Origin of the sequence: Pseudomonas sp. PDM25 (genome assembly GCF_019219045.1) — a bacterium.
In the GTDB taxonomy this organism is placed as follows: domain Bacteria; phylum Pseudomonadota; class Gammaproteobacteria; order Pseudomonadales; family Pseudomonadaceae; genus Aquipseudomonas.
The window spans coordinates 75,088-95,101 of record NZ_JAHUWL010000017.1; the positions used below are offsets into that span (position 1 = coordinate 75,088).

The 20,014-nt window shown below is 59.5% G+C and carries 18 protein-coding genes; 9 read left to right on the top strand and 9 right to left on the bottom strand.

Annotated elements, in window-relative coordinates; all coding sequences use genetic code 11:
- Nucleotides 1–352 precede the first annotated feature (352 nt).
- The gene (gene algB, locus KW848_RS25950; RefSeq protein ID WP_111448142.1) at nt 353–1,699 is read left to right on the top strand and encodes a sigma-54-dependent response regulator transcription factor AlgB; all 1,347 of its coding nucleotides are present in this window, start codon (nt 353–355) and stop codon (nt 1,697–1,699) included.
- A gap of 10 nt (nt 1,700–1,709) precedes the next feature.
- Nucleotides 1,710–3,500, top strand: a complete 1,791-nt coding sequence (locus tag KW848_RS25955) for an ATP-binding protein (protein WP_218538489.1) — start codon at nt 1,710–1,712, stop codon at nt 3,498–3,500.
- Between the two features lie 12 nt (nt 3,501–3,512).
- Here KW848_RS25955 and KW848_RS25960 read toward each other — a convergent pair whose 3' ends face one another.
- From KW848_RS25960 to KW848_RS25990, 7 genes are all read right to left on the bottom strand, one after another.
- Nucleotides 3,513–5,126 carry an EAL domain-containing protein gene (locus KW848_RS25960; RefSeq protein WP_218538490.1) on the bottom strand — a complete coding sequence of 538 codons (1,614 nt, stop codon included), beginning with the start codon at nt 5,124–5,126 and terminating at the stop codon, nt 3,513–3,515.
- A gap of 73 nt (nt 5,127–5,199) precedes the next feature.
- On the bottom strand, nt 5,200–5,982 hold the full coding sequence (locus tag KW848_RS25965; RefSeq protein WP_218538491.1) for an N-acetylmuramoyl-L-alanine amidase: 783 nt from the start codon (nt 5,980–5,982) through the stop codon (nt 5,200–5,202).
- Nucleotides 5,983–6,085: 103 nt separating this feature from the next.
- Nucleotides 6,086–8,164, bottom strand: a complete 2,079-nt coding sequence (locus KW848_RS25970) for a GGDEF domain-containing protein (protein ID WP_218538492.1) — start codon at nt 8,162–8,164, stop codon at nt 6,086–6,088.
- Entirely contained in the window at nt 8,161–9,039 is an 879-nt protein-coding gene (locus KW848_RS25975) for an endonuclease/exonuclease/phosphatase family protein (protein WP_111448137.1), read from the bottom strand. The genes KW848_RS25970 and KW848_RS25975 overlap by 4 nt, the downstream gene beginning before the upstream one ends.
- A 14-nt stretch (nt 9,040–9,053) precedes the next feature.
- Nucleotides 9,054–9,695, bottom strand: coding sequence for a thiol:disulfide interchange protein DsbA/DsbL (locus tag KW848_RS25980; RefSeq protein WP_192408699.1), 642 nt, complete (start codon nt 9,693–9,695; stop codon nt 9,054–9,056).
- A gap of 200 nt (nt 9,696–9,895) precedes the next feature.
- Nucleotides 9,896–10,507: a cytochrome c4 gene (locus KW848_RS25985; protein WP_008156009.1), complete on the bottom strand. Its 612-nt coding sequence runs from the start codon at nt 10,505–10,507 to the stop codon at nt 9,896–9,898.
- A 46-nt stretch (nt 10,508–10,553) separates the two neighbouring features.
- Nucleotides 10,554–10,844, bottom strand: a complete 291-nt coding sequence (locus KW848_RS25990; RefSeq protein ID WP_008156007.1) for a cytochrome c5 family protein — start codon at nt 10,842–10,844, stop codon at nt 10,554–10,556.
- A 191-nt stretch (nt 10,845–11,035) separates the two neighbouring features.
- Between KW848_RS25990 and yihA the strand changes: the two genes are divergently transcribed.
- Entirely contained in the window at nt 11,036–11,677 is a 642-nt protein-coding gene (gene yihA / locus KW848_RS25995; protein WP_046044882.1) for a ribosome biogenesis GTP-binding protein YihA/YsxC, read from the top strand.
- A 300-nt stretch (nt 11,678–11,977) separates the two neighbouring features.
- Here the strand turns inward: yihA and polA are convergent, their stop codons facing one another.
- Complete coding sequence (gene polA, locus KW848_RS26000; RefSeq protein WP_192408697.1) at nt 11,978–14,749, bottom strand: DNA polymerase I; 2,772 nt, start codon at nt 14,747–14,749, stop codon at nt 11,978–11,980.
- A gap of 74 nt (nt 14,750–14,823) precedes the next feature.
- Here polA and KW848_RS26005 point away from each other — a divergent pair, with 74 nt between their 5' ends.
- On the top strand, nt 14,824–15,114 hold the full coding sequence (locus KW848_RS26005) for a DUF2782 domain-containing protein (RefSeq protein ID WP_111448133.1): 291 nt from the start codon (nt 14,824–14,826) through the stop codon (nt 15,112–15,114).
- A 58-nt stretch (nt 15,115–15,172) separates the two neighbouring features.
- Nucleotides 15,173–16,123 carry a homoserine kinase gene (locus KW848_RS26010; protein ID WP_218538493.1) on the top strand — a complete coding sequence of 317 codons (951 nt, stop codon included), beginning with the start codon at nt 15,173–15,175 and terminating at the stop codon, nt 16,121–16,123.
- A 91-nt stretch (nt 16,124–16,214) separates the two neighbouring features.
- Here the strand turns inward: KW848_RS26010 and KW848_RS26015 are convergent, their stop codons facing one another.
- Nucleotides 16,215–17,135, bottom strand: coding sequence for a zinc ABC transporter substrate-binding protein (locus tag KW848_RS26015; protein ID WP_192408693.1), 921 nt, complete (start codon nt 17,133–17,135; stop codon nt 16,215–16,217).
- 66 nt (nt 17,136–17,201) lie between these two features.
- Between KW848_RS26015 and zur the strand changes: the two genes are divergently transcribed.
- From zur to KW848_RS26035, 4 genes are read left to right on the top strand one after another with little or no spacing between them, the layout of a single operon-like run.
- Complete coding sequence (zur, locus tag KW848_RS26020) at nt 17,202–17,684, top strand: zinc uptake transcriptional repressor Zur (protein WP_111448130.1); 483 nt, start codon at nt 17,202–17,204, stop codon at nt 17,682–17,684.
- The gene (znuC, locus tag KW848_RS26025) at nt 17,684–18,469 is read left to right on the top strand and encodes a zinc ABC transporter ATP-binding protein ZnuC (protein ID WP_111448129.1); all 786 of its coding nucleotides are present in this window, start codon (nt 17,684–17,686) and stop codon (nt 18,467–18,469) included. Before zur ends, znuC begins: the two co-directional genes overlap by 1 nt.
- Nucleotides 18,462–19,250 (top strand): zinc ABC transporter permease subunit ZnuB, encoded by a 789-nt coding sequence (znuB, locus tag KW848_RS26030; RefSeq protein WP_008155991.1) that lies wholly within the window; start codon nt 18,462–18,464, stop codon nt 19,248–19,250. Before znuC ends, znuB begins: the two co-directional genes overlap by 8 nt.
- Before the next feature lie 37 nt (nt 19,251–19,287).
- Nucleotides 19,288–20,004, top strand: coding sequence for a PA5502 family lipoprotein (locus KW848_RS26035; protein WP_111448128.1), 717 nt, complete (start codon nt 19,288–19,290; stop codon nt 20,002–20,004).
- Nucleotides 20,005–20,014 lie beyond the last annotated feature (10 nt).

Sequence of the window (20,014 nt, forward strand, 5' to 3'; positions counted from 1 at the left end):
TGCCAGCTTTTGTTGATAATAAAATTCAATAAAATCAATTAGTTAAAGATGATGTGGAAACCGGATCGGACGCATCCTGCACGATGGTCCTTTTGAAGTCGTGCGTAATGCACGATGGACGCGTGGGAACTTTCAATATTTTTGAATTGCAAAGAGGGTGTGGATGTCACAAGGGGACACAGCCAATCGCCTGCGAACCGGCTATCTGATAAAAAAACAACAAAATCAGGCGATTAGCCGTAGGGTGAGGGGAGAGCTACGCTGCTGTGGCTGAAATCGACCAGAATCAACCATGCAACTTGCCCGATTATTCTGGGACTAACCAAGATCATTCATTAAGGAGCGTAGGAAAATGGAGTCAGCCTCTGAGCATCAAGGCCGCATTCTGCTGGTGGACGATGAGTCAGCCATCCTGCGTACTTTCCGTTATTGCCTCGAAGATGAAGGCTACAGCGTCGCTACCGCCAACAGCGCCGCTCAGGCTGATGCACTGCTTCAGCGTCAAGTGTTCGACCTGTGTTTCCTCGATCTGCGTCTGGGGGAAGACAACGGCCTTGATGTGTTGGCCCAAATGCGCATTCAGGCGCCCTGGATGAGGGTGGTGATCGTCACCGCTCACTCGGCCGTGGACACGGCGGTCGATGCCATTCAGGCCGGGGCCGCCGACTATCTGGTCAAGCCTTGCAGTCCCGACCAATTGCGCCTGGCCACCGCCAAGCAGCTGGAAGTGCGGCAACTGTCGGCACGTCTGGAAGCCCTTGAAGGCGAAGTGCGCAAACCCAAGGATGGCCTGGACTCTCACAGCCCGGCGATGAAAGTCGTGCTCGAAACCGCCCGCCAGGTGGCCAGCACCGATGCCAATATTTTGATTCTCGGCGAGTCCGGCACCGGTAAAGGCGAGCTGTCCCAGGCCATTCACGGCTGGAGCAAGCGCTCGAAGAAATCCTGCATCACGATCAACTGCCCGTCCCTGACCGCCGAACTCATGGAAAGCGAGCTCTTCGGCCACAGCCGTGGCGCGTTCACCGGGGCCAGCGAAAGTACTCTGGGCCGAGTCAATCAGGCTGACGGTGGGACGCTGTTTCTTGACGAGATCGGCGATTTTCCGTTGGTTTTGCAGCCTAAACTGCTGCGTTTCATCCAGGATAAAGAATACGAACGGGTGGGTGACCCGGTCACCCGCCGCGCCGATGTGCGCATCCTCGCGGCCACAAACCAGAACCTTGAAGACATGGTCCGCGACGGCCGTTTCCGTGAAGATTTGCTCTACCGCCTGAACGTCATCACCTTGCACCTGCCGCCACTGCGCGAGCGCAGGGAGGATATTCTGACCCTGGCCGATCGCTTTCTGGCCCGTTTCGTCAAGGAATACGCGCGTCCGGCTCGAGGCTTCAGCGACGAAGCCCGTGAAGCGCTGCTCGGCTATCGCTGGCCGGGGAACATTCGCGAACTGCGCAACGTTGTGGAGCGGGCAAGCATCATTTGTCCACAGGAACGGGTCGAGATCAGTCACTTGGGCATGGCTGAAACCCCGGTCACCAACGCGCCTCGCATCGGCGCGGCGCTGAGCCTGGATGAATTGGAAAAAGCCCACATCGGAGCGGTCCTCGCCACGGCAGATACCCTGGACCAGGCCGCCAAGACCCTGGGTATCGATGCCTCGACGTTGTACCGAAAACGCAAGCAGTACAACTTGTGAGCTGTCTCCGATGAGACTGGCGATGAAGTTGCGCACGCGGCTGTTTCTGAGTATTTCCGCACTGATCACTGTGGCGCTGCTTGGGCTGTTGCTCGGGCTGGTCAGCGTGATGCAGATGGCGAGTTCTCAGGAAGAGCTGATTCGCAGTAATTTCGTCACGCTCGACGTGGGGCTGAAATTGCGTCAGACCTTGGGCGATCAGCTGATGATCATGCTCAGCGAGAAGCCGGATCCTGCAGCGTTCGAGGCGTCCAAGCAGCATTATTTCCAGTTGCTTGACGACGGCATTGTCCATGTCCAGGGTGGTGATGAGCGCCAATTCGGTTTTGAACAAGCCAAGACTGACTACCTGAGCTTTCTGCAGGTGTACGACCTGTCACGTGACTCGACGCAGGTGTTGAGTGGCAACAAAGAACTCACCGAAAAATTCAATGCGCTGCGCAATGGTTTGCTCGTCGAGCAACAGCGAGCGCTGGACAACATCAATGCCACCGAACAGCAGGCTCGGGAGAGGGCGCTGCTGATTGCCGGCCTGCTCGGGCTGGTGGGGCTGGCGGTGCTGATCATCGGCTTCGTCACCGCCCACGCTATCGCTCAACGTTTTGGTGCGCCGATCGAGGCTCTGGCCCAAGCGGCGGACAACATCGGCCAAGGCAATTTCGAAGTGACGCTACCGATTTCCTCGGCCGTGGAAATGAACCTGCTGACCAAGCGCTTCGGGATCATGGCCGAGGCCCTGCGTGAGCATCAGGCCACCAATGTCGATGAACTGCTCGCAGGCCAGCAGCGGTTGCAGGCCGTGCTCGACAGCATCGACGATGGGTTGCTGATGATCGACCGCGATGGCCGTTTGGAACACCTCAACCCGGTTGCGCAGCGTCAGTTGGGTTGGGACAGTGAACGTCTCGGTCAAGGTCTGGGTACGGCGCTTGAGCGCCCCGAACTCGATGATCAGCTGCAACTGGTGCTGCGCGGCGGCACCCTGGAGCGGGCGCCTGAGGACCTGAGTATCGAGGTCGACGGTGAGTCGCGGTTGCTGACCTTCAGTCTGACGCCGGTCAGCCATACGCAGGGGCATATTCTGGGCGCCGTGATGGTGCTGCATGACGTCACCGAACAGCGGGCGTTTGAGCGGGTGCGCAGCGAGTTCGTGCTGCGCGCCTCCCATGAATTGCGAACGCCGGTGACCGGGATGCACATGGCGTTCGGCCTGTTTCGCGAGCGCGCGCACTTTGCCAAGGACTCGCGTGAAGCTGATCTGCTGGACACCGTGAATGAAGAGATGCAGCGCTTGATGCAGTTGATCAACGACCTGCTGAACTTCTCTCGCTACCAGAACGGATTGCAAAAACTCACGTTGGCGCCGTGCTCCATCGAGGATTTGCTGGACCAGGCCCGGGCGCGTTTTGCCGGCCCGGCAGAAGAGCAGGGCATCGACCTGCTCGTGGAAGTGCAAGGGCCATTGCCGCGATTGCAGGCCGATCAGCCGCAGCTGGACCGGGTGCTCGATAACCTGATCGACAACGCGTTGCGCCACACCGCTGCCGGCGGGCAAATACGTTTGCAGGCTCGACGCCATGGGGAGCGGGTGATTATCAGCGTCGAAGACAACGGCGAAGGCATTGCCTATGGTCAGCAGGGGCGGATTTTCGAACCCTTTGTACAGGTGGGTCGCAAGAAGGGCGGTGCCGGCCTCGGTCTGGCACTGTGCAAGGAAATCGTGCAGTTGCACGGCGGACGGATGGGTGTTTATTCGCGACCGGGGCAGGGTACTCAGTTCTATATGGCGTTGTCGGTTTAAGCCGCAGCCGCTTCAGGCATCGTCATCAAGACGTCGGCCGGCCATTCGGCGGCCACGGGTAATCAGCTCAATGAACTGCACTGCACTCAACGCATGGGCGAACAGCCAACCCTGACCGAACTTCACGCCTTCGCTGCTCAGAAGCGCTGCCTGGGATTCAAGTTCGATGCCCTCGGCGATCACCTTGAGTTGCAGGGCCTGGGCCATGTGAATGATGTGCGGGGCGACACCGCTACTCGCAGCGTCATGACCCAGCGCATCGATAAACGCCTTGTCGATTTTCAGGCAATCGACTGGCAGGGTTTGCAGATAGGCGAGGCTGCAATAGCCGGTGCCAAAGTCATCAATCAACACTTGATGCCCGACATCCCGCAAGGCTTGCAGGTTTTCCCGGGCGACCACGACATCGATCAATCCCCGCTCGGTAACCTCAAAGGCAATTTGCGTTGCCGCGACGCGGTGCAAGGTCAGCAGGCGCGCCATTACCTGACCGATACGCGGCACCATGACGTCGCAGGCCGCCAGGTTGACCGAGATGTACAGTTGCGGATTGGCCCGCAACAAATGACCCAGCTGCTCAAGCAGGCGTTGCAGGACGAAGTCGGTCATCTGACGGATCTGGCCGGTGTTCTCCGCCATCGGAATAAACAGGTCGGGGCTGGTCAGGGTACCGTCCGGTCTTCGCCAGCGCAGCAAGGCTTCTGCCCCGACACAGTTGCGGCTGTCGAGGTCGAAGATCGGTTGATACAGCACCTGCAATTCGCCTCGTCGTATGGCGCCACTCAGTTCGGCGTCCAGCGACTGTCGCTGGCGCACCAGCAGAAGTACCAGAAAACCCACGCATAAGGCGAGTGCCAGGCTGGCCGGCAGCAACCACCACCAGACGGCGGGCACATGCATGCCGGTGCGCGGGCTGATCAGCACCAATTGGTATTCTGGATTGTTGGTGGGCATGCGGTAAATCAGGCGGGAATGCGTCACTTGTAGCGCGTCGAGGCTTCTCGGGGGCCAGGGTTCGGTGGGGGGCCAGGCCTGCGAGACACCCAGCACCGGAATCGCGCGCGTACCGTGGTCGAGCACCACCAGCAGGCTGCTGCCCGGTGGCAGGTCGACCATGTCGGTCAAGTGCCCGCGAGACGTCGCGACACGAAAATTGCCGCGTCCGAGCATCAGCGCGGCGCGGTTTTCATCGGGTTCGGTGGTGGTGTTCAGCCAGTAACTGTAGGTCGGCCCCTTGATGTCTGGCGGTCTTATCATCGACAGCCCTTCCTGGCGGGGGCGGTTGGAACAGATCCGCGAGGCGTCCATATAAGCGGCTTCGTAAACGAAGCGGTAATTGAAGCTGACCTGTTGCAAGGTCGCGATCATTTCGTCATCGCAGCCGCGTAACGGCTGGGCTTCCAGGTCGTCGAGGCTTTCACGCAACTGCCCGAACAGCTGCTCCAGACGAGCAAGGAAGCGCTCGCCCTGGGCATTCATCTCTTCGCTTTCGCTTTGCTCGACTTGATGCATGGCCACGAACAGGCTGCCGGCCATCAGGAGTGTCGCGCTCAAGGCAGCAGCCAGCATCGCCAAAAACCAAGGGCGAAAGAACCAACTACGTAGTGTCTCTCGAGCAGCAGTCATAGGGAATATCCGAAGTATTACCAATGAGTTATAGCTGCTGATTTGAAAAAAAGCCCTGGCCGTCGGGCGGGCGTCATTTTTTTGTCTGGTTCAAGACTTGTAGAAGCGCCGCGGTTTGCGCATCCGGTGTGCCATCGAAACGTGATGGGCGGAAATGCATCTGGAAGGCCGCAATCACATGACGTGTTGCAACATCCAGTTCGCCGGTTTGCGGCGTGGGATAACCCGCGCGGGCCAGCTGTGCCTGAAACCAGCTGATGGTGGGCACTTGGACTTCGAACTGTGCTTGCTGGCGCGTTACGACCTGCTCATTCGGCCAGACTCCCAGGCCTTCGGCAGCCAGACGCTTCCATGGGAACAGCGGCCCAGGATCAAGCTTACGTAGCGGGGCGATATCGCTATGGCCGATGATGCTGTGGGGATTGATGGCGTAACGCTTGCTGATGTCCTTGAGCAGGGCGATCAGGGACTGGACCTGGTCTTCGCTGTAGGGGTACCAGAGGCGCCCGGCAGGGGTGTCTTTAAAACCCGGATTGACGATTTCGATGCCAATGGAGCTGGAGTTCAACCAGGTCCGGCCTTGCCATTCGCTTTCCCCGGCGTGCCAGGCTCGGAGGTTTTCATCCATCAGCTTGTAGATGGTGGCGCCCTTGTCGTCGCCAATCAGATAGTGGCTGCTGACTTCGCCGTGGGTCAGCAGTTGCAGCGAGCGCTCCAGTGACGCGGAGGTGTAATGCACCACCACGAACTGAATGCGGCTGTCGTAATTGGCTGAAGGGTGACTTGTGTCGAAGCGGGGGCCGCTGGCACAACCGGCCAACAGAATCAGCGACACGATGAGAGCTGGATATTTCATGGCAGAAGGCAATACACGCAAGACAGTAATGCAACAGTGTAACGTACTGCCTTGCGCGTAGACGGCCAACGCGAAGTTTTAAACAAAATGGAACAATTAACCGTCAGCCCAGTGCCACTTGATTACGGCCGGCATGTTTCGCACGATATAGCGCCTGATCGGCTCTTTTCAGCACCAGATCGCTATGTTCGCCGGGTTTGAATGCAGTCAGGCCCATGGAAATGGTGATGGTGACCGGCTCACCCTTGAAGTGGAAAGGACAGGCTTCGATCGAGGCGCGGAGCTTTTCCAGGAGTTTCGCACCAGCCGTTGGCACTGTGTCTGGCATCAACAGGACAAACTCCTCACCGCCGAACCGGGCAATGAAATCCGTCCCGCGCAGGCGCTTGCGTAGTACGTTGGCGATGATTTTCAGTACTTTGTCGCCCGCCAGGTGACCATAGTTATCGTTAATGCGTTTGAAATGGTCGAGGTCGAGCATGGCCAGCAACAGGGTGTTGCCGTGTTGCTGCCATTGGCTGATTTCGTGATCCAGCCGTTCGCTCCAGGCTGCCCGGTTAGGCAGGCCGGTCAGCGGGTCGATCAAGGCTTTCTGGCGCTGCTCTTCAAGATGCTCGCGGTAGCCCAGGGCTTCCTGCTCCATGTGCGCAACGCGTTCGGCCAGACTGTGAAGGCGGGCGGCGACTTCCTGCTCGCGCTCGTCACGCTGCTTCTGATGCTGGTCCATGGTGCCGAGCAGGCCTTCCAGATGGTTTTCCAGGACGTGCTTGAGATCGTCCAGGTCGGCGGCTTCCTGCATGCTGCTCTGCAAGCCGTCGACCTGCTCGCGGATCTGCGTGTCCATCTCGCGTGCGGCGGAACGGTTGTCGGCATGGCCTTCGCTGGCGGCTTGCAAGTTGCTTTGGAACGACTCGAGGCGTTCGTTCAGCTGTTGCAAGTAGGCTTCGAATTCATGCTGGCCACTGTCGGTGATTGCCAGCATCAAGGTTGCCAGATCGTCGAGGATTGGCAGCAGTTCGTACCAATTCAACCCGTTTTGCAGGCGATCACGCATCGCTTCGGCTTGCGGACGATGACGCTCGGGCAGCGTCAGGTCGTCGAGCAGGCCCAGTAGCGTGTCTTCGATATGCTTGGCCACTGAGCTGTAGGACGGCTCGGGTGAGTCCGGCAGGGCGTAGAGAACATCCGGCTCGGATTGATCAGTGTCTACGGCGGCCAACGCCTCGGCCATGGCCGGGGGCAACGGCAGGCTGTCGAGATAGGCTGCCGGGGTCAGTTCGTCGGGATTGATTGCCGGTTGAGCGTGTATTTCTGGCTCGATGATTGATGGAGCGGGTGCTTCTGGATGTTCTATGTCTGGTTGCGGTTGCGCCTCTGAAGTCTGGGCGTGTGCTCGCTCGGGCTCGAGTACCGGCGGGACAAACGTTACAACTGCAGGAGAGGGCGCTGCTGCGAGCGGCGCCTCGATTGTCAGTGGCTCGGATGCAGTAGCGGACGCGGCTAATTGTGCGACCGCCACTTGTGGCTTATCGAGCTCTGGCGCGAGACCGACAGAGACCTGTGGTTTCTCGGCATGAGGCACAGCAACCGCTTCGGCTAGCTGCGGGGCGGGCGTCAGGAAGGTGCCGGAGGCAACCTGTAATGCCGCTTCATCCGCTTCACGGCTACCGAACAGTCGCTGCAGCAAACCAGGGCGGCCGGGTTCTGCCGGGTTTTCAAGCTGATTCAGGGCTTTGCCTTGCAGGCCGCTCAGTTCGCTGAGCAGCAACGGAATTTCGCGCGCCTGCCCGACCCTTGCATCCAGTTGCTTGGCGAAGTTTTTCAGCGGCCGGCTTACCTCGCGGGGCAGCGGTAATGTTTGCAGCTGCGAGACCAGCGCGGTCAATGCAGCGCTGGTCTGATTAACCCGGGTTTCCCGACGTTGTTCGGAGTCGAGTACGGCTTTTTCCAGCCGCGGAAGCAGGGCGGCCAGGCCGGCGTCCATGTCGTCGGTGCGCACGACTTCACGCATTTCCTTCATGCATTGGTCAACGACGCGGTCGGTGCCCTCGGCTGCCAGCGTGCTACGTACCAGGCCACGACGCAGCAGGTCGAGTCGGGCGTCCCATCGACGTTCGAGTTTTTCCTGTTGTTCGATGCTTTTGAGGTATTTCTCTTTCCAGCGCTGTGCTTCGTCGCTCATTCATGGGATCCGCGAGGGGCAGGACTCAACGCGGGCAATGCATCGGCCGTGAGCGAACCCGGCAGACGAATCTCTACCGCGACCGGCAGGTGATCGGAAATGGGTTGTGCCAGCACCTCGACCTTTTCAAGGGTCAGGGTGGGGCTCAGCAGAATATGGTCCAGACAGCGCTGCGGGCGCCAGCTGGGGAACGTGGCTTCCAGTTGCGGCGCAAGCAGGCCGAGGTCACGCAGCGGGGAATTTTGCAGCAAGTCACTGGCATGGGTATTCATGTCGCCCATCAGCACCTGGTGCTTATAGCCGCCGATCAACTCGCGGATGTAAGCCAGTTGCATGCTGCGAGCGCGAGCGCCCAGCGCCAGGTGCATCATGACCACCACCAGCGCCTCAGGCCCTTCGCCAAAGCGTACCAGAATCGCCCCGCGACCCTTGGGCCCCGGTAGTGGATGATCTTCAATCGCCCACGGGCGCAGGCGGCTGAGCACACCATTGCTGTGCTGGCCGAGGCGTCCGAGATTGCGATTGAGTTGTTGATACCAGTAGGGGAATGCACCGAGCTGGGCCAGGTGTTCGACCTGATTGACGTAGCCTGATCGCAGGCTGCCGCCATCGGCTTCCTGCAAGGCGACCAGATCGAAGTCGCCCAGCAGATTGCCGATCTTTTGCAGATTGTCGGCACGCCCGGTGTGCGGCAACAGATGTTGCCAGCCCCGGGTCAGGTAGTGGTGATAGCGCTCGGTACTGATGCCGACCTGGATATTGAAACTGAGCAGACGCAGACGACTGTCTGTGGGCAGGCCAGTCGATTCCAGATGATGTTCGTTGACCCGCGGAGCATGCAGGCCAACGACGCGTTCAGTGCCCCAGCGGCGCATGGCAGTCGCTGCGCTTAGTTGGCAGCAGCCTTGTTAGCCGCTCGCTCTTTTTCGATCAGCTTGTCGGCCAGTTGCAATGCTTGCTCGGCGCCGCCGGCGGAGCCCACGTCGAAGCGATACTTGCCGTTGACGATCATGGTCGGAACTCCGGAGATTTCGTACTTTTTGGCCAGTTCAGTGGCCTTGACGATCTGGCCCTTGATGGCAAAGGAGTCGAAGGTGGCCAGGAACTTGTCCTTGTCTACGCCCTGAGTGGCCAGGAAATCGGCCATTTCATTCTTGTCGACCAGCTTCTTGTGTTCTTTCTGAATGGCGTTGAACACCGCAGCGTGAACCTTGTTTTCGACGCCCATGGCTTCAAGGGTCAGGAACATCTGGCCGTGTGCGTTCCACGGGCCGCCGAACATGGCCGGAATGCGGACGAAGTTCACGTCGGAAGGCAGTTTCTCAACCCATGGATTGATCACGGGTTCGAAAGCGTAGCAGTGCGGGCAGCCGTACCAGAACAGCTCCACCACTTCGATCTTGCCAGGCACGGCCACCGGGACGGGATTGGTCAGTTCGACATAAGGCGCTGCGGGTGCTTCAGCAGCTTGGGCGGTCATGCCGAACAGGCTGGCAGCGACGAGTGCGGCGCTGATGATCAGATTACGCATGCTTTACTCCTGGACAATTTTGGTCGCCTCGCGCGACCTGTTTTCAGACAGGTACTGGCGGGCTTGAGTTCTGTAGTGTAACGGCAGCGGCCACAAAAAAGGGCGGCCAAAGCCACCCTTTTTATGCTTGCATCGACAGATTAATCGAGCGTTAACGTTGCAGGAGGTGTACTCCTCGCGCAACGCCCGATTCGCCGGTCTTAGTGCAGACCTTGAATGTAGCTGGACACCGCTGCGATATCTTCGTCGCTCAGCTTTTTGGAAATGCTCTGCATCGGCTTGGTATCGCCATCGTTGGTGCGGCCGGCCTCTTCCTTGCGGAAGTCAGTCAGTTGCTTGGCGATGTATTGAGCGTGTTGGCCGCCCAGGTGCGGGAAGCCGGCAGCTGCGTTGCCTGCGCCATTGGGCGAGTGGCAGCCGGTGCAGGCTGGCAGGCCCTTGGCCAGGTCGCCGCCGCGGAACAGTGCTTCACCGCGAGAAACGACTTTCGGGTCGGCGGCACCGACGCTGCCTTTCTGGCTGGCGAAGTAGGCGGCGATATCGGCCAGGTCCTGATCGCTCAGGTTGGTCAGCAGGCCGGTCATTTCCAGTACCGTGCGTTTGCCGGACTTGATGTCGTGTAGCTGCTTGTTCAGATAACGCTCGCCCTGGCCTGCCAGTTTCGGAAAGTTAGGCGCCATACTGTTGCCATCCGGGCCATGACAGGCGCCACATACTGCGGCTTTCGCCTGACCAGCAGTCGCATCACCTGCAGCATGGGCAATGCCGGAGATCCCCACGGTCAACAGCAGACTCACGATCAATTTGTTCATCAGCTAATCCAACTACGGCTAAGGGTTAAAGAGTTATGGACCGGGATCACTCGCTCATCCACTGGATGATTGCTTGGTAATCCTCGGCACTGCAGTCCATGCACAAACCACGCGGCGGCATCGCCTTGAAACCCTGGGTCACGTGTTGCACCAGCGTCTCCATACCTTTCGCCAACCTCGGCGTCCAAGCTTCCTGATCGCCCTTTTTGGGCGCCATGGGTAGTTGGCCGGAATGACAGGCACCACAAACACGGTTGTACACAGCTTCCGGATCCTGTGTAGCCTGAGCGCTATAAAGCGGCATCAAGACACCGGCAGCTAGCAGCCATTTCGTCATAAAACGACCTTTTCAGGGTTGAGAGCGTTCTGCGTTCTAGTGCGCAATCAAGGTCAATCGCTCTCGTGAACTTCATCCTACGCTGGGACAAAGCGCACACAAAATCTGCGGCATTATATACTGGCGTCACTGAAACGGAAACGACACTGCTCGCCGCGTCCATTCCCGGCGCCGCCCACATCGGAAATCCCATGCAACTCAAGAACCCCATCCTCGGCCTGTGCCAACAGTCCACCTTCATGCTCAGCGCTGCCAAAGTCGATCAATGTCCCGACGACGAAGGCTTTGAAGTGGCCTTCGCCGGGCGTTCCAACGCCGGCAAGTCCAGTGCGCTGAACACCCTGACGCACGCTAGCCTCGCGCGGACCTCGAAAACTCCGGGTCGCACGCAGCTCTTGAACTTCTTCAAGCTAGACGATGATCGTCGTCTGGTCGACCTGCCGGGGTACGGTTACGCGAAAGTGCCTATCCCGTTGAAGCTGCACTGGCAGCGTCACCTGGAAGCTTATCTGGGTGGTCGTGAGAGTTTGAAGGGGCTGATTTTGATGATGGACATCCGTCATCCAATGACCGACTTCGACCTGCTGATGCTTGACTGGGCTGTCGCCAGCGGCATGCCGATGCACATTTTGCTGACCAAAGCCGACAAGCTGACCTACGGCGCGGCGAAAAACGTCCTGCTCAAGGTTCAGGCAGACATCCGCAAGGGTTGGGGAGATGCGATCAGCATCCAGCTGTTCTCGGCGCCAAAACGCATGGGCCTGGAAGACGCCTACACTGTACTGGCGGGTTGGATGGAACTGGCGGACAAGGGCGCCGAGCTCGCGGAGTAAGCTCGTTTACAAAACCGCGGGCAAAAAAAACCCCGGACTTCTTATGGGGAGGGGGAAGTTCCGGGGTTCAAGTTCCGGACCGCTAGGGCGGGGTCCAGATATCTGCCAACACTTAACACAACATTAGGAGCATCGAAGGGCTTCACCACCCATTCAGTAACTCTGAGTGGCGATTCAGGAAATTAGTTCAGAATTTTTTAAAAAGCCTTTGGAATAGGCCATCGAATTTTCCAAACTAAGCGCCCTTCGATCTTTCTGCCGCGGCACTATGCCGCAGCAGAAAACACCTTTTCAGACGGTTCAGTGAGCCTCATCCCAGTTATTGCCTACACCAACCTCTACCAATAGCGGCACATCAAGCTTCGCTGCGTCGCTCATGTGCACGCGAATTTCATCGCGGACCTGATCGACCAAATCCTCACGCACTTCCAGAACCAATTCATCGTGCACCTGCAGGATGACTTTGGCGTCGAGGCCTGATGCTGTCAGCCAGCTATCCACGGCAATCATGGCTTTCTTGATGATGTCCGCCGCAGTGCCTTGCATTGGGGCGTTGATCGCTGTGCGTTCGGCACCTTTGCGCAGGGCCGGGTTTTTCGCGTTGATTTCCGGCAGGTACAAGCGACGACCGAAGATGGTTTCGACGAAACCTTGTTCGGCAGCCTGGGCACGGGTGCGCTCCATGTACTCGAGTACGCCTGGGTAGCGGGCGAAGTAACGGTCGATGTAGGCCTGGGATTGCTTGCGATCAACACCAATCTGCTTGGCCAGGCCAAACGCGCTCATACCGTAGATCAAACCGAAGTTGATCGCCTTGGCGCTGCGCCGTTGGTCGGTGGTGACGTCTGCCAGTTCAACCCCGAAGACTTCCGCTGCGGTGGCTTTGTGCACGTCCAGATCGTTGCGGAACGCGTGCAACAAACCTTCGTCCTTGGCCAGGTGAGCCATGATTCGCAGTTCGATTTGCGAATAGTCCGCTGCCAGCAGCTTGTAGCCTTTGGGTGCGACGAACGCCTGACGAATCCGACGCCCTTCAGCGGTGCGGATTGGAATGTTCTGCAGGTTCGGATCACTGGACGACAAGCGCCCGGTTGCCGCGACGGCCTGATGGTAAGAGGTATGAATCCGCCCGGTGCGCGGGTTGATCTGCTCTGGCAGGCGATCGGTGTAGGTGCTTTTCAGCTTGCTCATCGAGCGGTACTGCATCAGCACTTTGGGCAACGGGAAATCCTGTTCGGCCAGTTCCGCCAGCACGGCTTCGGCAGTGGACGCCTGGCCCTTGGCGGTTTTGCTGAGGATTGGCAGGCCGAGCTTTTCGTACAGGATCACGCCCAATTGCTTCGGCGAGCCAAGGTTGAATTCTTCCCCGGCAATGGCGAACGCCTCACGCTCGAGGGCGACCATTTTCTCGCCCAGCTCAACGCTCTGAATGCCTAGCAGGTTGGCATCGACCAGCGCGCCTTGGCGTTCGATCCGTGCCAGCACCGGCACCAGCGGCATTTCGATTTCGCTCAGGACCTTGCTCAGGCTCGGGATGGCGTTGAGTTTTTCCTGCAGGGTTTGATGCAGGCGCAGCGTTACGTCGGCGTCTTCGGCGGCGTAAGGCCCGGCCAGTTCCAGGGAGATTTGGTCAAATGTCAGCTGTTTGGCGCCTTTGCCAGCGATGTCCTGAAAACTGGTAGTGGTGTGATTCAGGTACTTGAGCGCCAGGCTGTCCATGTCGTGACGGGTCGCGGTGGAGTCCAGCACGTAGGATTCGAGCATCGTGTCGAAAGCGACGCCTTGCACGGTGATGCCGCAGCTCTGATCGCCACCGATGGCACAGTTGGCCAAAATGTTCATGTCGAACTTGGCGTGCTGACCGACCTTGAGTTTGCTCGGGTCTTCCAGGATCGGCTTCAGTGCGCGAAGCACGGTGTCGCGATCGAGCTGGTCCGGCACGCCCATGTAGGAATGGGTCAGCGGGATGTAGGCCGCTTCGTTGGCTAGTACAGCGAAAGACAGGCCCACCAGTTGCGCCTGCTGCGCATCGATGCCGGTGGTTTCGGTATCGAAGGCAATCAGCGTGGCGTCGTTGAGCTTCTTCAGCCACAGGTCGAAATCAGCCTGGGTGAGGATCGTTGTGTATTTGAGTTCGGTATCGACGGCCGCTTCTTCAGCCACCGGAGCGACGACTTCCTGGCCGGAACGCTTGGCGTCGCGCTGGTTCTCTTCGAACCAGCTCTTGAACTCCAGCAGGGTATAGAGCTCGGCGAGTTTGTCGTGATCCGGCTTGCCCATTTGCAGGTCGTCGAGGCCGATATCCAGCGGTACGTCGATCTTGATGGTTGCCAATTGATAGGAGAGAAACGCCATCTCCTTGTGTTCTTCGAGCTTGGCCGGCAGGGTTTTGGCACCACGAATCGGCAGGGTCGGGACGATGTCGAGCTGCGCATAGAGCTCGGTCAGGCCGCCGTTCACGCCGACCAACAGGCCGGAAGCGGTCTTCGGGCCAATGCCCGGAACGCCCGGAATGTTGTCGGAAGAATCGCCCATGAGTGCCAGGTAATCGATGATCTGCTCGGGAGCGACGCCGAATTTCTCCTTCACGCCCTCCACGTCCAGCGCGCTACCGGTCATGGTATTGACCAAGGTAATGTGGCCGTCGACCAGCTGCGCCATGTCCTTGTCGCCGGTGGAGATCACCACGGGGCGGTCGGCTGCCGCACTGCTGCGGGCCAGGGTGCCGATCACGTCATCGGCTTCGACGCCTTCGACGCACAGGAGCGGGAAGCCCAGGGCTATCACGCTCTGGTGCAGCGGCTCGATCTGAACACGCATGTCGTCGGGCATGCTCGGGCGGTTGGCCTTGTACTCGGCGAACATTTCGTCGCGGAATGTCCCGCCCTTGGCATCGAACACCACGGCGAACGGACTTTCCGGGTACTGCTTGCGCAGACTCTTGAGCATGTTCAATACGCCCTTGACCGCACCGGTCGGCAGGCCTTTGGACGTGGTCAGTGGTGGGAGGGCGTGAAAGGCGCGGTACAGGTAAGAAGAACCGTCCACCAGGACGAGGGGGGCTTGGCTCATGAGCAGGATCAACCTTTTCGGCGGGTCCGGCGCTAGAATAGCGGGACCGTTGACGACAAAGGGACAAGGTTATCATGCGCACACTAAATCGCCTGTTGCTGGCTGGGTTGTTTGCATCCGTTCCACTGGCCGTCATGGCGGCGGATGATGCTCCGACATCTGAGCCGCAAGTCACTATCCGCACGGAAGGGGATAAAACCATCCAGGAGTACCGCCAAAACGGTTTCCTGTACGCGATCAAGGTCACGCCCAAGGTTGGACCGCCGTATTTTCTGGTGCGCGCGGACGGGACCGATGCAAACTACATCCGTTCGGATCAGCCGGATATGCTGATTCCGTCGTGGAAGATCTTTGAGTGGAAGTAGTTTCTTAATTTCAATCGGCGCTGGCTCAAGCAGCGGCGCCCGTACTGGCAGTTCAAACATGTCTGTGTTCACCCCGCTGGCTCGGCCCGAGCTGGAAACCTTTCTCGCCCCTTACGGGCTCGGCCGCCTGCTTGATTTCCAGGGGATTGCCGCCGGTAGCGAAAACACCAATTTCTTCATCAGCCTGGAGCAGGGCGAATTTGTCCTGACCCTGGTTGAGCGTGGTCCGGTTCAGGAGATGCCGTTCTTCATCGAACTGCTCGACGTGCTGCATGATGCTGACCTGCCAGTGCCTTATGCCTTGCGCACCACCGATGGCGTCGCCTTGCGCGAACTGGCCGGCAAACCTGCGCTGTTGCAGCCACGTCTGGCCGGCAAGCACATCAAGGAAGCCAATGCGCAGCATTGCGCTCAGGTGGGCGAGTTGCTCGGCCATCTGCACCTTGCGACCCAGGCCAACATGATCAAGCGCAAGACCGATCGCGGTCTGGATTGGATGCTGGAAGAGGGCACGCAGTTGCTGTCGCACCTCAATGCCGAGCAAAGCGATCTGCTGCAGCGGGCGCTGGACGAAATCACACAGCAGAAGACAAAAATTCTGGCGCTGCCGCGAGCCAATATCCACGCCGACCTGTTCCGCGATAACGCGATGTTCGAAGGCACTCACCTGACCGGGTTGATCGACTTCTATAACGCGTGTTCGGGGCCGATGCTCTACGACGTGGCGATCGCCTTGAACGACTGGTGTTCGGACGAGAGCGGGTTGATCGACGGGCCACGGGCGAGGGCGTTGCTCGGTGCTTATGCAGCGTTGCGAGCGTTCACGGCGGCCGAGGCGGAGTTGTGGCCGACCATGTTGCGGGTGGCGTGTGTGCGGTTCTGGTTGTCGCGGTTGATCGCCGCCGAGTCGTTTGCCGGGCAGGACGTGCTGATTCACGATCCGATGGAGTTTCAGCAGCGTCTGGCGCAGCGGCAGAAGGTCAGCACGCCGCTGCCGTTCGCCCTCTAAAAGCTTCGCGAGCAAGCCCGCTCCCACAGGATTTATGCGGTCCATGTGGGAGCGGGCTTGCTCGCGAATGGGGGCGCCACAAATGTTCGGGTTACAACGACTCCAGACACCCCGCCAAATCATTCCCCAACTTCTCCAGCACCTGCTCATACCCCTGAGCGGTCGCCGGCGTGTACCCGCCCAGCGCGTCCAGTTCCGCCAGCTTCACCGGCAGACCCGCCACCAGGGTTTCCGCCAGGCGCGGACGCAGAGGCGGTTCGCTGAACACGCAGGTTTTGCCGACTTCCTGCAAGCGGGTGCGCATTGCCGCGACGTGCTGGGCGCCGGGCTGGACCTCGGCGGCCACGCTGAATACGCCGGCGTGCTTGAGGCCGTAGGCGTCTTCAAAGTAGTCGAAGGCCTCGTGGAACACGAAGTACGGTTTGCCCGCGATACCGGCCAGGCGCGCCTTCAAGCGAAGATCCAGTGCATCCAGACGCTCATCGAACGCCTTGAGGTTGCTCTGATAACGCGCGGCATTGGCCGGATCGGCTGCACTCAAGTCAGCCGCCATTTTTGTGGCGATGACGCGGGCGTTGACCGGCGAAAGCCACAAGTGCGCGTCCAGACTACCTGGGCGGTGATCGTGATCATGTTCGTCGGCTTCTTCGGCGTGGGAGTGGCTATCTTCGGCGAAGTGTCGCAGTTTCAGCCCCGGTAAATCCTGCACGGCGACACTGGGCAGCGTACGACCATTCAGCACGCGGGGCAGGAAACCTTCCATGCTCGGACCGATCCAGTAAACCAGATCGATCGATTGCACCTTCCGTACGTCGGATGGGCGCAAGGCATAGTTATGAGGCGAGGCGCCGGGCGGCAGCAAGACTTCCGGAATCGCCACGCCATCCTGCACCGCCGCCGCGATCAGCTGTAGAGGCTTGATACTGGTGAGAACTTTGACTTCGGCGTGAGCTGAACCGATCAGCAGAAAACTTGCGACAAATGCGACAAAGATAGAAAAAAGTCGGGACACGATGACCACTCGAAGAGGCGAGAACGGGTAACATAATAACGTCTCTCACAAAACTCGTCGCCGCTCATGCCTAAAACACCGATTGCCAGCCGTCCCCACGACCACTCTCATTGCGTGCATAGCGCATTGTCTGAGGCCGATGCTCTGTGCGCACGTCAAGGCTTGCGGCTGACCGCCTTGCGCCGGCGGGTGCTGGAACTGGTCTGGCAAAGCCACAAGCCGTTGGGCGCCTACGACATTCTCGCGGTGCTCAGCGAGCAGGACGGCCGCCGTGCGGCGCCGCCGACCGTGTACCGTGCGCTGGACTTCCTGCTGGAAAACGGCCTTGTACACCGCATCTCCTCGCTGAACGCCTTCGTCGGCTGCAATCACCCGGGGCACGCCCACCAGGGCCAGTTCCTGATTTGCCGCGAATGCCACGCCGCCATCGAGCTTGAACAGAAATCCATCAGTGACGCGGTCATCAGTAGCGCCAAGGATGTCGGATTTGTCGTCGAAGGCCAGACCGTCGAAGTGGTCGGCCTCTGCTCGGGTTGCCAGGGGGTTTGATGAGCAACGCGCTGATCCGCCTCGAGCAGGTTGCTGTCACCTTTGCCGGGCAAAACGTGCTGGATAACATCGAACTGAGTGTCGAGCCGGGGCAGATCGTCACCCTGATCGGCCCTAACGGCGCCGGCAAGACCACGCTGGTGCGCGCTGTACTCGGTCTGTTGAAACCGGACAGCGGCAGCGTGTGGCGCAAGCCGAAACTGCGGGTCGGTTACATGCCGCAAAAACTTCACGTCGATCCGACGCTGCCGCTGTCGGTGCTGCGCTTCTTGCGTCTGGTGCCGGGCGTGGACCGCGCCATGGCCTTGTCGGCACTCAAGGAAGTCGGCGCCGAACAGGTGATCGACAGCCCGGTGCAAAGTGTTTCCGGAGGCGAAATGCAGCGGGTGCTGCTGGCCCGGGCATTGCTGCGCGAGCCGGAATTGTTGGTACTCGATGAACCTGTGCAAGGCGTCGATGTGGCCGGTCAGGCCGAGCTCTACAGCTTGATCACACGATTGCGCGACCGTCACGGCTGCGGCGTGTTGATGGTGTCCCACGATCTGCACCTGGTGATGAGCACCACCGACCAGGTGGTCTGTCTCAACCGTCACGTTTGCTGCTCCGGGCATCCCGAGCAGGTCAGCGGTGATCCGGCTTTCGTCGAGCTGTTCGGAAAGAACGCACAAAGCCTGGCGATTTATCACCACCATCACGACCACGCCCATGACTTGCATGGCTCGGTGGTCAACGCCGCCCCGTCGGCCCCTACCCACGTTCACGGAGATAGCTGCAAGCATGGCTGATTTTCTGCTCTACGCCCTGCTTGCAGGTCTGGCCCTGGCGTTGGTTGCGGGCCCGCTGGGTTCGTTCGTGGTCTGGCGGCGCATGGCCTATTTCGGCGACACCCTTTCCCATGCCGCGCTGCTCGGCGTGGCGCTGGGTTTTCTGCTGGATGTCAGTCCGACCGTTGCGGTCACCGTAGGCTGTCTGCTGTTGGCGGTGTTGCTGGTGACCTTGCAACAGCGCCAACCGCTGGCGTCTGACACGCTTTTGGGAATTCTCGCACCGAGCACGCTCTCTTTGGGTTTGGTCGTACTAAGCTTCATGCACGAAGTGCGGATCGACCTGATGGCTTATCTGTTCGGCGACTTGCTGGCGATCAGCCCGACCGATCTGGCCTGGATACTCGGCGGCAGCGCGGGCGTTCTGGCCTTGCTGGTGACGTTGTGGCGGCCATTGCTGGCAATCACGGTGCATGAAGAATTGGCCAGGGTTGAAGGTCTGCCGGTGGCGGCGTTGCGCTTGACCCTGATGTTGCTGATCGCCGTGGTGATCGCAGTGGCGATGAAAATCGTCGGTGTGTTGCTGATTACGTCCTTGCTGATCATCCCGGCGGCTGCGGCACAACGTCACGCCCGGTCACCGGAGCAGATGGCACTGGGCGCGAGCCTGCTGGGTATGCTCGCGGTCTGTGGCGGGCTGGCGTTGTCGTGGTTCAAGGACACCCCGGCGGGCCCATCGATTGTCGTGACGGCCGCCGCACTGTTTCTGCTGAGTTTTGTCCTGCCCCGTCGAGGGGTGTAGACTTGCTCGTTTTTTGCGCAAATAGAGAGTCGCAGGAATGAAGCTGTTCCCCTCCCGTTATCTGCTCCTTGTCGCATTTTCGTTGCTACTGGGCGCTTGTCAAAGCACGCCACCGGCGGCCCCCGAGGCTACCGGTACACGGGCCACGGCCATCGCACAGCTGCAACAAAGCCTGGCCAGCGGCGAACTGGCGACTGCCGAAGATCAACTGGCTGCCTTGCAGGCCGAGTCGCCCAATGATCAATCCCTTGAGCAATACCAGCGGCAACTGGCCGAAGCCTATCTGCGCCGCAGCCAGATCGTGCTGCAAAAAGGCGATGTGAATGCCGCTGCCACTGCGCTGAGCCGCGCCCGGTCGTTGATGCCCAAGGCTCCGGCGCTGACCGGTGGGGTCAACAACGCCATCGTTGATGCCCGCAAAGCTGAACTGGATAGAGCCGAAGCGGCGCTCATGGCTGCCGAAGCCAAGCCACAGGCCAAAGTCATCGATCCGACGGCTGAAAGCACCACAGTTGCGTTGAACCTGACTGATATGACCAAGCTTCGTCGCCAACTGGATGCGATCGCCGCCGATGTGGTGAATTACCAGTGCGACGTGAGCATTCAGGCGCCACGCACCCAGGACTTCCCTTGGTTGACCACGTTGCTGACCAAGCGCGTGAAGAAGCTCGATTCGGATTTTGACCTGAATCTGGAGAAGCAGATTCTGCGTAACGTTCCTGCGCAGATGGTTTTGAGTCCGCGTAAACCCTAAAAGCTTCGTC